We start from the raw sequence: 14,152 nt of genomic DNA on the forward strand, positions 1-14,152 counted from the left end.
ATTCCCACCATGCACCATGGAAGAGTCTCCCATCAATAACCCCGGCAACGCGGGCAATACTCACCAGCAAAAGGCCGAGAACAAGCCTAAAAGCGGGGAGCGGCCCGACCAGGGTACTGCTCCCGCCCCCGACCACTACCGCCCCGACCCTCAACACCAACGTGACGAAAGCGTGATACCAGCCCCCGACGTAGCCAACGCCAAGTACCACCACCCCATTCTGGCGCAACCCCCGGAAGCACCCACCGGCCTCAAGCTGGAGGAGCGCGCCAAGGTGGCGGCCGGCGTTACGGCGGTTATCAAATCCATGGAGTTCAGTTGGAGTGAGGGCGGCGTGAACCGCGGCACCCGGGGCCTGCTCAAAATGAACCAGAAGGACGGTTTTGACTGCTCCAGCTGCGCCTGGCCCGACCCGGACGACCACCGCTCGGTGGCCGAGTTCTGCGAGAACGGGGCCAAAGCCACCGCTTCGGATGCCGACGACAAAGCCGCCGGCCCGGAGTTCTTTGCCAAGCACAGTCTGGCCCAGCTTTCCCAGATGACCGACCGGGACCAGAACAATGCCGGCCGCCTCACGCACCCGCTGGTAAAGCGCCCCGGCGACAACCACTACTCCCCAATTGCTTGGCCTGATGCGTTCCAGCTGATTGCCGATAACCTGAACGCCCTGGCCTCGCCCGACGAAGCCGTGTTCTATACCTCGGGCAAAGTACCCAACGAGCCGGCTTTCCTGTTTCAGCTGTTTGCCAAGCTCCTGGGTACCAACAACCTACCCGACTGCTCGAATATGTGCCACGAGAGCAGCGGAGCGGCCTTGAGCCCCACGCTGGGCCTGGGCAAGGGCTCCGTTACGCTTAATGATATTCATGAGGCCGAGGTTATCCTGATTATCGGGCAGAACCCCGGCACCAACCATCCACGCATGCTCACGGCCCTGCAGAAGGCCAAGCGCAACGGGGCCAAAATCATTTCGGTAAACCCCCTGCCGGAAGCGGGCCTGCTGGCTTTCAAGAATCCTCAGGACTTCATGAACCCCTTCCGGGCTCTGGGCGCCTTGCTCGGCGACGGCACCCAGATTACCGACCTGTTCCTGCAGGTGCGCGTGGATGGAGATATGGCCCTGCTGCGCGGCATTATGAAGCACCTGTTTGAGGCGGAGGACCGCAACCCTGGCGCAGTAGTTGACCGGCCCTTCATCGACAAGTATACTACTGGCTTCGAGTCGTTTGAGCAGAATATCCGCAATACTTCCTGGGAGGATATTGAGGAATTGAGCGGCATTTCACGGGGGCAACTGTTGGAAGCGGCCAACATGCTGGCTACCAAGCAGAAGATTGTCACCTGCTGGGCCATGGGCGTTACCCAACAACGCCAGGGCGTGCAAACCATCCAGGAAATTGTAAACCTGCAGTTGATGAAGGGCGCCATCGGTAAGCCCGGCGCGGGCACCTGCCCGGTACGCGGCCACTCCAATGTGCAGGGCGACCGGACCATGGGCATCTGGGAGCAGCCTACTAAGGAGTTTCAGGACTCGTTGGGCAAGGAGTTTAACTTCCAGCCGCCTTACGAGCACGGCTACGATACCGTGGAAGCCATCAAGGCCATGTACAAGGGCAAAACCAAGGTATTCTTCAGCCTGGGCGGCAACCTGCTGGCCGCCGGCCCCGATACGGAGGTAATTGCCGAGGGCATGCGCAAGCAGAAGCTGACGGTATTCGTGGGCACCAAGCTCAACCGGGGCCACCTGACCACCGGCGAAACCAGCCTGCTGCTGCCCTGCTTCACCCACGCCGATGTGGACATGCAGAAGTCGGGCCACCAGATGACTTCCTGCGAAAACTCCATGGGCGTGGTCAGCCAGAACAAGGGCGTATTGGTGCCGCTGGAAGGTCAGATGATGAGCGAAGTAGCCATCCTCTGCGGTATAGCTATTGCCACCTTCGGTAGCAAAATCAACATTGCCGACTGGGTGGCCATGACGGAGAACTACGACGTCATCCGGGACCACATCAGCCGCGTAATTCCGGGCTTCGAGAACTTCAACGAGAAGCTGCGCCGCCCCGGCGGGTTCTACCTGCCCAACGGCCCCCGCGAACGGAAGTTTACCACCAAAAACGGTATGGCCAACTTCACTACCACCGAGTTGGAGAAGTATACCAACGAGCCCAACCAGCTTATTCTGATGACGGTGCGCAGCCACGACCAGTTCAACACCACCATCTACGAGTACAACGACCGGTACCGGGGCGTGCATGGTGAGCGGCGGGTGCTGTTCATGAACCCTGAGGACATGGCAGAGCGGGGCGTTGAGGCGAAAGGCCTGATCGACATCACCAGCCATTTCAAAGGCGAGAAGCGCACGGTAGAGAAGTTCATTGCTGTGCCCTACGATATTCCGAAAGGCAATGTGGCCGCTTATTTCCCGGAGGCCAACCCTTTAGTACCGGTGGGCAGCGTAGCCAAAACCAGCAACACCCCCACTTCCAAGTACGTGGTGGTAACTGTAGTGCCTACCCGCAAAACCGTGGGTGCCCCAGTTGAAATAAGAATGGCCGCTGAGGCTTAGAAAGCAGTATTGTTATCCTGAGCAAAGCGAAGGACCTTATCCCGTTAGAAAGATGCTCGTGGAAACGGCATACTCTAACGGAATAAGGTCCTTCGCTTTGCTCAGGATGATATTTTTTTGAGCTAGCCTGTACGCGTTATTAGAATGGGTAGCCAATGGCAATATTCAGGCGGCCGGCTCCCAGATCAACTTTATTGAACGACTGATTGAGGCTAGGCCGAATAACTTCGTTGTTGGTGTAGGGTACCCGTAGTGGGTAGGCGTAATCGAAGCGAATAACGAAGAACTGCACATCAATACGGATACCGGCCCCAGCCCCTACTGCCAGTTCTTTCAAAAATGTACTGGGCGAAAACTGCCCGTTTTTGCCGTCAGGGTTGCCATTCTCATCCACGGTTATACGGCTGGGGTCTTGGTTGATGAGCCAGATGTTGCCGGCATCCACGAATAAAGCGCCCTTCACGTAGGGGAACAGATCCTGGCGGTACTCGGCGTTAGCTTCAATGCGCATGTCGCCCACCTGGTCGTAGAACGAGCTGTTTTCACTGGCAATGGGGGCGCGGTAGGTACCCGGCCCCAGGCCCCGGGCGGCAAAGGCCCGCACGCTGTTGGGCCCACCAATGCCGTACTGTTTCAGGTAGGGCAATACCGTGGAGTTCTGGTAGGGCAGGCCCACGCCCACCAGCAAGCGGGTGGCAAACTTGTTGCCGCTGCTGGGGTTGGCTGAGGTGCGGAAGTAGTTGCGGAACTCCAGATCGACCTTGGTGTACTGGGCAAACTGCTGATCAAGCAAGGTGTACGCCTGGCTACCATCTTCATTGGTAACGCGCGGCTGCCCACTTAGTGAGCTGACGAGGTACGCCAGGTTGCCGGCCACCTCAATGCCTCCGCTGAAATACACTTGGTTGCGGCGCTGCTCCAGGGCCTGCTGGTTGTAAGTGTAGCGGTAGGAGCTGGCCAGCACAAACTGCTGACGGAAAGAGTTAGCCAGGAACGGCCGCTCCCGCAGCAAAGAATCGAAAGCGGGTTTGGTATCGCTCAAGCGCAGATATTGTACGTCAATGGGACGCAGCTCATGCTCGTTGGTGAGTTTATTTTTCCAGGTATAGCCGTAGTTTACGTTGAACGCCTGCTGGGTGAAGGCATCGAGGCGGGTAACGGTTTTGGCACCTATGCCAAACGTAGTGCGGGGCTGAAAATCAGAATTTTTGAGCCGGATATCGAAGGGTGGGGTGATGAGGCGGGGCACCACCAGTTGGGCATTGGCCCCCAGCTCATAGCTAGTGAGGCCAATAGTGTTGGTGTTGCTACGGGTTTGGTTTTCGAAAGTGCCGGTTACGTTTACCAAAAGCTGCTCAGCCCCGCGCAAAGCCGAGCGGTTCCGGAACTGCACCTGAAAGCCCGGCCCGGTAAACCCGTTGGATTTGCTTACCAGCAGCACCTCGGCCCGGAGGCTCTTTTTGGGCAGCTGGGTCATGCGTACGTAGGAGTTCAGGAAGCCGTAGCCAGCCGAGTCGGCCTTCTGGCGGGCGGGCCGGAAGCCGATATCTACGTACTTAAAAGTCCCCAGACTCATCAGGCGGCTCAGCGTCTGGTCCTGGCGGCGGCGGCGGTACAGGCTATCGGGGTAGAGGAATACGGCGTTGGTGATGGCCTTGGCCTTGAACACCTTCTCATCGGGGTAGTAGATGTAGCCCTGGTAGCGAATGGGCCGCTCACTCACCGTCGTATCGTTCAGGGTGTAGTCGGTATTCAACCGCACCCGATCCAAAATGTAGGGTTTGGTAGCCTGCTCCGGGGTTTTACCCTTAATTTTCAAGTAAATGTTCACCTGGTTATTCAGGGTGCTGTCTACCTGGAACAGAATGTAGTCGGGGTTGAAATAGTAAAACCCCTGGTTTTTCACGGCCTGGTCGATGCGGAGTCGCTCGTTGGTGAAGGTTTGCAGGCTATACGGGTCACCCACTTTCAGCAAAGAAGCCGCCTGGGTAGCGCGCATGGCCCGGGGCAACAGGGAGTCGCCCTCGGGAAAGTGAATTTCCTTGATGGTGTAGGGCCGGCCCACGGTAGCCGTGTAGTCAACGGAAGCGGCCTGGCCCTTCACCTGCACTTTACTGTGCACCACCGGCTGGAAGTAGCCGTTGTTGTACAAGCGGTTTATCATCAGCCCCTTCACCTTCTGAGTATCTACCTGGCTGAGCAGCACGGGTTTCTCGCCGTACTTATTGGCCAGCCAGTGGCCCAATCCCTTGGTTTTGCCCTCACCTATATGCCAGAAATACAGCTTGGGCCGCATCCCCAGAAAGGAGGCGTTGGGCTTGGGGGTGATTACGCCCGTCAGCTCCGTAGTCAGTTCAGCTTCTTTGGGAATGGGGCTCTCCGACTTCACCTTTACGGTGCTGCCCGTGTAGAGCTTGCTGCCCTCCGGAATGAACTTGGTGCCCGAACAGGCCGCCAGCAGTGCCAAGCCCACGCTCAACCCGGCAGCCCGGTAGCCGCTCCAGCGCGGAGCAGCCCCCTGACGAGTAGAGTCGGCCGTTTGTGGTGATTTGGACAGGAAAGGCAGATGAGGCAGCATGCAGGCAGAAAATCAGAAAGGAGAAGCGGCAGCGGGAAGCCTACCGCTCCGGTAGTAAAACTAGCGGCGAGTAGAATCAGGACGGGAAACCGGGCGGTTGGCACGTCGGGCCGAATCGGGTCGGGACACGGGACGCTGGCGCAGGGAATCGGGGCGGGTGTTGGGGGCAGCGTTGGTGGAGTCACGGCCGGCGCGACGGTCCTGGCGGCGCTGGCGGCGCTCCAGCTTCACTTCCTCCTTCACGTTATCATCAATGCCCTTGAACAGGTCGGCCAGGGTCTGATAGTCGCGCTGGAAGATGAGCGAGGCACCGGTGCGCACAAACTGCCCGTCAATGTCGCCATACGCGTTGTTGCGGAAGGCCCGCAGACGGATGCGGCCATTAGCCAGCACGTTGTACTCCACGCTCACATCCCCGGCAAAGGCGCTTACGCCGGCCCCGTTCTGGCCGGTGCTGGCCTGGTTACCGCCGCCCAAAGGCACATCGGTACCGAGGCGCACGGTGAGGCGGTTGTTGAGCAGCTGGCGGCGCACGGCCACGTTCAGGTCGGTGCGAGTTTTCTCCTGGCCGCTGCTGAAGTCGGCGTAGGAGTTCACGCCCAACTCTACGCCCAGGTTGGAAAGGTAAGAGCCGGTGAGGTTATTGAGCTGCTGGGTAAGCACCTGGCTGGCCGAGCCGCGCAGCTGCTGGGCCACCAGGTTGCCACTGCTGCTGCGGAAGGGGTCATCAGCCAGGAAGCGGCCCAGCACCAGCAGGGAGAAAACCTGCTTGTTCAGCTCACTTTCCTGGGAAGGCTGGCGCAGCTGGGTGAGGCGAGCCTCAATGGGGCCGCGCAAATCGGAGCGGGCCTCCTCGGGCAGCCGGATATCAAACCCGATGATGGGCTTGAGCAACTCCCCAGTTACTTTCAGATCGACCACAAACGGCAGGGCGTTGCGGCCTAGGGCGTTCAGGGTTTCATCGGTGGTACCCTGGGCCGAAATCAGCTCGGCGGGAGCGGCCCGCACGTTGTAGAGGGCCGTTACGTTGGCCTGCCCGTTGTAGGGGTCCCCGCTCCAGGTGATGGACGAGCCGGGGGCAATGTCGAATTCCCGGGAAGCCAGGTCGTACAACGACATCTGGTACTTGCCCTTGGCTACATCGAGGCGACCGGTGAGGGTGATGGAGCCCGATGGGTCAATGGCGGTGTTAAGCGTGCCGTTGGCCTGCACTTTCAGATTGTCGCCGGAAGCTTCATCAACCACAATAGTGAAGGGCGTGTTTTCCGTTACCGTCACCACGGCCTGAATGTCGTAGCTGCCGGCGGTTTGAGCGGTGTCCAGAGCCAATTGCCGGGCCAGCATGGTGTCAATGGGGGCGCTCTTATCCACGAATTCCACAATGCCGTCGCGCTCCACTTTCACCGGGTCGTCCGTCGGGATACCCACGAATAGGTTGGAGCCATCGGCCACGCGGGCCCGGGTGCGCACCACCGGCAGGTTCAAGGAGCCGGTAATGCGGGAGTCGGAGTCCACGAACAGCTTGCCCCAGAACAGGTTATTCTCGCGGCGGGAGCTTTGCACGGCCAGGAAGTTGTCGGTGGTGGCTTCGAGGTTGAAGCGGAAATCCGACACGTAATCCGTAGTCAGCACCTGCCCGTTGATGATGGCCTTGCTGCCCAGGGAGTCCGTCACCGCGAAGTCATCGAACCCGATACCTTGGTTGGTAAACTCAATTTCCTGCGACTTCAGGAAGAAAGGCGCGCCCAACTGGCTGAGCGTGAAGGTAGCATCGGGGGTGGTGGTGAGCGTACCGTTGATGTCGGGCTTGCTCACGGTGCCCGTTACCGCCAGCTGCCCGGTTACGCCCCCGCCCATCTGCTGAAGCTGGCCCAGGGAGAAGGGCTCGATGATTTTCAGATCCAGCCGGTTCACGTTCACATCAAACTGAATGGGGGAGGGCGGCGTGGCCAGGTAGTAGCCCACGGCGCGCACATCCATACCCTGCTGGTTGGTGAGGCGGGCATCCACGTTGAATCGGTCGGGGGTGGGGTTGGTAGCCTGCACGGCCACGTCCCCAATCAGGGTTTTGTTGAAGGCGAAACCGCCCAGGGTAGCGTTGGCCGTGAAGGCCTGCTTGGGCTGGCCCAGGCTGAACGCCACGGCCTGCCCGTTCAGCGTCCCGGCAATCAGGGAATCCTGGAAGCCAGCCGCCCGACCCAGGGCGTTGATTTCGAGGTTCTGCATGGTCACCTGCAGCGGGAACTGGGGCCCAGTGAGGGTTTCGAGGCTGAGGCGGCGCTGGTTGCGCGAGAAGCTCACGTTGCGGGCGAAGATGGCCCCGGTGCTGGTGGTGTAGCGCAGCTCATTGTCCTGGGGCGTATCCCACTGCTTGCGGTCCAGCATCAGCTTGGGGTCGAAGCGGAACACGTAGGCTTCGCCCTGGTTCAGCACCCGTAGCGCCCCAGCCAGGTTTAACCGCTCGGCACTGTCCGATTCCGCAATGCGCAGGCGGGTCCCGATTTCGTTGTTCTGGATGCTGCCCGTGAGGCTGGGGTTCGGAATGGTGAGGGTGGTATCCTGACTTACTTGCCGCAGCCCCAGCGCGTAGTCCAGCTTCTGCGGGTCCGACTGCACCGCCAGCTTCAGCGAATCCATAGCGTAGCCCATGTACACAATGCGGCGGATGGCCGTGTTCAGGCGCAGGTCGGCCTGGCGGCTGTCATAGCTGCCGGTGAGCTTAAAGGGTGTGAGGCGCTTGAGGTCGGGCATTAGCTGCTGAATCAGGCGGGGCTGCTTTACATTGGCCTCGAACGAGAACTGCCGGTACTCGCCCCCGGGCCGGAACTGCACGCCGGGCAGGTCAAAGTACCGGTCGATGTGCTGCTGCAGGGCCGTGGCAATGTCGCCGAGGCGGGTGTTACCCCGCAGCGTCACGTCGGCCACCGAGCTAGCAAAATTCACCTCCGTGCGGCCGGTGCGCTGCACAATGCGCCCACTCACCGAGTCCAGCGCAAACGGCTGGTTGTTGCTCACAATGACGATGCGGTTGCCGGAGAACGTGCCGTTGAGCGTATTCAAATCGGAACCGCTGAGATTGGCCGTCAGGTCGCCCTGCACGCGCAAGTCGCCGCCGGAGTAGAAGCCCAGGGCTGTGAGGTTGGCTCCGCGCAGGTTCAGGCGGTCCACGGTGTAGGTGGGGTTGGCGGCGTTGCGCAGGTCGATGGTAGCCAGTACGTCCAGGTTCAGGTTGGGGTCGTCCTTGCTGCTGGCATCCACCACGTAGCGGTTCCGGTCGATGTCCACATTGGCGGTGATGCCGCGGTAGGTATAGCCGTTGTAGGTGGCCTGCTGCACGTTGGCTTTCAGCTGCCCCCGCAGTTGGTTGGGGTCGAGGCCACCGCGGCCGGTGAGGGTGCCATTAGCAGTGACTTTACCAATGGTGGGGTCGTTCATAAACTTACCCACATCCAGGCCCTGGGTGCTGAACACGGCCGAAACCGGCTCCTGCCCCTGGGGTCCCTCGCCCACGTTCACCTTGGCGGCCAGATTGCCGTAGGTGGTGTTGGCCTTCAAATCGGTATCAAACACCAACGCCGTGGGCCGGCCCCGGAACGTGCCGGTAGCCGAAATGCGGGGCGGCAAGTTGTAGCCCGCCGGAATGGTGCCAGCCGGCAGAATCCCCCGAATGTCGGCGGCAGTGGAGGTAAACTCCTTGATGTTGAAATCCACGAACAAGCGGCGGTCCGTATTCGGCAGGCCTACCAGGCGGCCGGTGGTGCGGATGCGGGTACCCTGCAGGCCCTGAAAGTTGATGTTGTTCAGGGCCAGGTTGCTGATGCGACCCTTCACCTGCCCGCTCATGGTCATGGGGGCGTTGGGGTTGATGCCCAGCTCCGGCAGCGTACCCTTGGGCAGCAGGCTGCGCAGGTCATTTTCGGTGGTGCGCACGTAGCCCAGATTCAGGTCCAAGATCAGCCGGTCGTCGGTGTTGGGCAAACCCTGAATCCGACCCGAGCCGCGCACGATAGAGTTGCGGAAACCCACGAAATCCAGGTTCTGCACCCGCAAATCACCCAGCCGCCCGCTCACCAGCCCCGAAATCAGGAACGACTGATTAGGCCCGCTGCTAAAGGGCGGCGTGTCAATCAGACTGGGCGTGATGTAGAGTACGTCGCGGAAACCCAGGCGGGCCTCGCGCAAATCACCGTTCATGCGCAGATTCGGCAAGTCGTCGGGAATAGCAGCCAGGTCTTTGAAGCCAATACCGATGCGGCGCTTGAGGTGGCTGTGGGGCGTAACCAGGTCGAGGTTGTTGAGCTGGATGCGGTTGGCGTCATACAGCACGTCGGCAGCGGCGCGGGTTACCACAAAGCCACTCTGCTCCTGCCCAGCTAGCTGCGTGATGCGGCCGGTGGTGCTGTCGGCCGAGTAGCGCAGGTTCTCGGTATTGAGCGTGAGGTTCGTGAATTTCAGGTGGTTGTAGTCCATGCCCTTGATGCGCGTCTGCTGCCGGGGCTCGTTGAAGTTGTCGAAGGCCACGTCTACCCCACTAATATCCGACTGCTTCAGCGTAACTACCCAACTGGCTTCCCGGCCGGTGGCGTTTTCCACCGAGGCGTTCAGGTCGCGCACAGCCTCGGCGGGGTTTACCACGCGCTGCTCCACTGGCACGTTCTCGTTCTGGGCGTAGGCGAAGGTGGTGTTCTTGAGCCGGAGCGTGTTCAGCGCCACCCGGCTATTTTTCAGGTCGATGTTGTCAGCCGTCACGTCGGCCTCGCCAATACGGGTACTGATAAACTGGGCTGAAGGGTCGTTCTTATAGCTCAGGCTTACGTTCTGCAACTGGGCCCGGTTCAGGCCGAATTCCAACTGCAAAGCGGCCGTATCCTGGGGAGTATCCGGTGGCACTTTGGTTTGCACGATGGTGACACCCGTGTTACGTAGCGCGGCCTGATCTACTTTATAGGTAGAGGCGTCCACGTTTACCTCGTCCATGCTCACGGCCAACTCACCCACCCGGGTACGCACGTTCATGCCGTCCACTTGGTCGTTGTAGGTGAGCAGAATATTGGTCAGGCGTAAGTCGCCGATGTTGTATTTGAAGCCCGCACCGGTGGTATCGGCCGGGGTGGTAGCCACGGTGCTCGTGTCGCCGGTGGCAAAGGCTTTCAGGATAAAGTCGTAGTTGCTGATGCTGTCGGGCTCGGTGCGGGTAATGGCCAGCCGGCCGTCATTCAACTCCAGACTTTTCAGATTGATTTCCGACTTGGTCAGCGCCCACAAATCCAGGTCCAGGCCCAGGTGGCCCACCGACAGCAGCGTGTCGCCCTTCTGGTCTTCCAGGTACACCCCGTCGAAGCTGATGGCGTGCTTGAAGTCAGAGCGAAACTTGCCGATGCGTACTTCGGTCTGCAGCTTGTCGCGCAGGTAATTCTCAGCCTTTCGGGCCACAAAATCCTGACCCGATGGGGTTTGAATGTACACGTATAAGCCGGCCACCAACAGTAGTACCAGCCCAATCAGGCCCAGCAGGCCATACAGAATACGACGTAGAGTAACTGGCAAAAGGCAGAGCGTAGAAATGAAACTCAGTGGGCCAAACGAAAAAACCCCCGTATGGGTTGGCGACGGTCTTTTTAAACGACTAAGTAGGCAATTTCGCCGACTGATCCCGCAATTCGACCGAGTAAGATGGCCGACAACTGTTGAGTTGCACGCTTATTGTACCTTATAAGGGGAAGTACAGGTCGATGATAGATGTTGTAGTTGCCTCCGTTTTCAGGCGGCCTCCGGTTGTTTTGCAGGGTCTGCTTGCTTTCCGGAAAGTCACTGCAAGGAAAGCAGTAGTTGGTATGCAGAAGCAGAGTTATTGAGCACTCACTCCCGCCACCGTTACCCGGTATCAATGCGGCACCAACTACCCATCAATCAGGCATTAGCTTTGAAAAAAATCAGGTAAACTTACCCGGAAGCGCCTCATTACACGGGGCTAACTAATGCCGTTTTAGCCTATTAAGAGTTATCTTCGGGCCCATTTTTTACCTGATCAGTACCCGATGATTCTTCGCTTTACGCTACCCTTCCGCACGGCCTGGGGCCAGCGCCTGGTGGTATGCGGCTCTTTGCCCAGCCTGGGCCAGTGGAGCCTCGACCAAGCTCTGAGCCTGCACTACCACCCTGAGTCTGGCCTCTGGACCCAGGAAATCAGCCTGCCCGACGACCAATTGGGTACCGTAGAGTATAAGTATGTGCTGCTGGATGAGCGGGACGGGGGCAAGCACTGGGAATGGGGTCCCAACCGTACTATCGGCTACGATGCCGGCCAGTTTACCCGCGTTGTGCTGGAAGATTTCTGGCGCGCCCCGGCCCTACCCGAAAACGAGCTGCACACCGCTGCTTTCACCAAGGCCCTGATGCGCCGCACCGCGGCGGCTCCCGTTGCCAAGGCAGCCCGCCTGGCTGGCTCGGTGGTACGCTTCCAGCTGACTGCTCCCCGCGTTGACTCCGACCATCAGCTCTGCGTGCTCGGCTCCGACCCGGCCCTGGGTGCCTGGGATGCCAAAAAGGCCGTGGTGCTTTCGGATGCCGACTACCCCACCTGGTGCGCCGACGTGGCCCTGGAGAATCCGGGCCAGACCGTACAGTATAAATATGGTATCTGGGACCCGCGCCAGAAGCAGATTCTGCAGCTGGAAGCCGGTGAGGACCGCCTGATTACCGCCTCTAATGACAAGCGCACCCTGCGCGTAATGGCCGACGACCAGTTCCGCTACGCTACTGGCAACTGGCGCGGAGCCGGCGTGGCGCTGCCGGTGTTTGCCCTGCGCAGCCGCCAGGGCTTGGGGGTGGGCGAGTTCCCCGATATCAAGCTGCTGGTGGATTGGGCCGTGGCCACTGGCCTCAAGCTGGTGCAGATTCTGCCCATCAATGATACTGTGGCGACGCATACCTGGGTGGACAGCTACCCCTACGCCGCCATTTCGGTGTTTGCTTTGCACCCCCAGTATCTCAACCTCGATGCCATTGCCGAGTTGCAGGATGCGGCCGCCCGCGAGGAGCTAGCCCGGCTGCGTGAGGAGTTTAACGCCAAGGATTTCGTGGACTACGAGCCGGTGATGAACGCCAAGTGGAAGTTTATCAAGCAGCTGTACAAGCAGGAAAAGGCCGCCTTGCTGGCCGACCCCATGTACCAGCTGTTCCGCGACGAGCAGAAATCCTGGCTGCTGCCCTACGCGGCCTTCTGCGGCCTGCGCGACCGGTTTGGCACGGCTGACTTCTCGCAGTGGCCCGAGGAGTTCCGTACCCCGGCCGTAGCCGCCGAGCTGGTGCGCGAGGACAACCCCGACTTCGACGAGTTTGGCGTGCACCTGTTCACCCAGTTCCACTTGGATAAGCAGCTACTGGACGCCGTGGACTACGCCCGCCAGCACGGCGTGGTGGTGAAGGGCGACCTACCCATAGGTATCTACCGCCACTCCGTGGATGCCTGGACCCAGCCCGAGCTCTACCACATGCACCAGCAGGCCGGTGCCCCACCCGACGATTTCTCGGTGACGGGCCAGAACTGGCGTTTCCCGACCTACAATTGGGAACGGATGGCCGAGGACGGCTACCAGTGGTGGCAGCAGCGCATGGGCCACCTGGCCCGCTACTTCGATGCCCTGCGCATCGACCATATCCTGGGGTTCTTCCGCATCTGGGAAATTCCGGGGCACTCGGTGGAAGGCTTGCTCGGGCACTTCTCGCCCGCTTTGCCCTTGCACCAGCACGAAATTGAGCAGCGCGTGGGCTGGTTTGACTACGGCCGCATGTGTGAGCCCTACATCCGCTGGCACATCCTGCAGGAAATCTTCCACGGTCAGGCCCAGAGCGTGTTCGATGAGTTTATGGAAGATGCTGGCCACGGCGTAATCCGGTTGAAGGAGCACGTGCGCACCCAGCGCCAGATGGAAGCGGTGTTTGCGGAAAAAATCAACAACGACCCGGCCAACACCGAGCACTACACGTGGCTGCGCACTGGCCTCTACAAGCTGGCCAACGAGGTGCTGTTTGTGCCCGACGACCTGCGGCCTGATTTCTACCACCCCCGCATTACGGTGTACCTCAGCCGCTCCTTCAAGGAGTTGGATGAGCAGAGCCGCCCGCGCATGCACGAGGTGTACATCGACTTCTTCTTCCGCCGCCACGAGGATTTCTGGCGCCGCCAAGGGCTGGTGAAATTACCGGCCGTGCGCTGGGCTACCGATATGCTCATCTGCGGCGAAGACCTGGGCATGGTGCCCGAGTCGGTGCCAGGCGTGATGAAGGCGCTGGGCATCCTGGGCCTCAACATCCAGCGCATGCCCTCCGACCCCACCGTGGAATTCGGCCACCCCAACGCGGCGCCGTACCTGAGCGTAGTGAGCCCCGGCTCCCACGATATGAGTACAGTGCGCGGTTGGTGGGAAGAGGACCGGGAACAGACCCAGAAGTTCTTCGAAACCATTCTGGGCCACTGGGGCGAGCAGGCGCCGCAGTATTGTGAGCCCTGGGTAGCCCGGGAGCTAACGGTGCAGCACCTGTATTCCCCGGCTATGTGGGCCATCTTCCCGCTCCAGGATTTGCTGGCAATGGATGCCCGCCTGCGCCGCGAGGATCCACTGGCCGAGCAAATCAACGTGCCCGCCAACCCTATGCACTTCTGGAAATACCGCTTCCACATCCCACTGGAAGATCTGCGGGCGGAAAACGACTTCAACCAGGAAGTACAGCAGCTGGTAAACCAAAGCGGCCGCAACCAAGTGTACTAAGCTCAAACGCCCCTTTTTTATTGTGCATTACAAGCGCCCGGCCTCATGGTCGGGCGCTTTTGTTTGGGCCTGCCGCAGTAGGAAGTTGTCAGCCCCGGGCTAGCCTAACTACAGGGCGCTTACGTTGCGCCCATAAGCCTCTTACGGTTCTGGTTACCGCAAAATGACCTTGAAGAGGCCACAATATTTTTTGTCTCATTCCCGGAATTACTGTTGTGCTGCACAACACCGGCTGCT

General features: G+C 60.0%; 4 protein-coding genes. 2 read left to right on the forward strand and 2 right to left on the reverse strand.

What is annotated here, in order from left to right; all coding sequences use genetic code 11:
- Positions 1-16: 16 nt before the first annotated feature.
- A complete protein-coding gene (locus ABIB60_RS05805) occupies positions 17-2,566 on the forward strand; it encodes an FdhF/YdeP family oxidoreductase (protein WP_354578384.1) in 2,550 nt (849 codons plus the stop codon).
- Between the two features lie 139 nt (positions 2,567-2,705).
- On the opposite strand, the gene tamL is transcribed toward ABIB60_RS05805, so the two are convergent.
- Together tamL and ABIB60_RS05815 are read right to left on the reverse strand one after the other, a co-directional pair.
- Positions 2,706-5,144, reverse strand: a complete 2,439-nt coding sequence (tamL, locus tag ABIB60_RS05810) for a translocation and assembly module lipoprotein TamL (protein WP_354578386.1) — start codon at positions 5,142-5,144, stop codon at positions 2,706-2,708.
- Positions 5,145-5,204: 60 nt separating this feature from the next.
- The gene (locus tag ABIB60_RS05815; RefSeq protein WP_354578387.1) at positions 5,205-10,691 is read right to left on the reverse strand and encodes a translocation/assembly module TamB domain-containing protein; all 5,487 of its coding nucleotides are present in this window, start codon (positions 10,689-10,691) and stop codon (positions 5,205-5,207) included.
- A 491-nt stretch (positions 10,692-11,182) separates the two neighbouring features.
- Between ABIB60_RS05815 and ABIB60_RS05820 the strand changes: the two genes are divergently transcribed.
- Positions 11,183-13,915 (forward strand): 4-alpha-glucanotransferase, encoded by a 2,733-nt coding sequence (locus ABIB60_RS05820; protein WP_354578389.1) that lies wholly within the window; start codon positions 11,183-11,185, stop codon positions 13,913-13,915.
- The last annotated feature ends 237 nt before the right edge of the window (positions 13,916-14,152 follow it).

This window comes from Hymenobacter sp. UYP22 (assembly GCF_040547285.1).
GTDB lineage: Bacteria > Bacteroidota > Bacteroidia > Cytophagales > Hymenobacteraceae > Hymenobacter.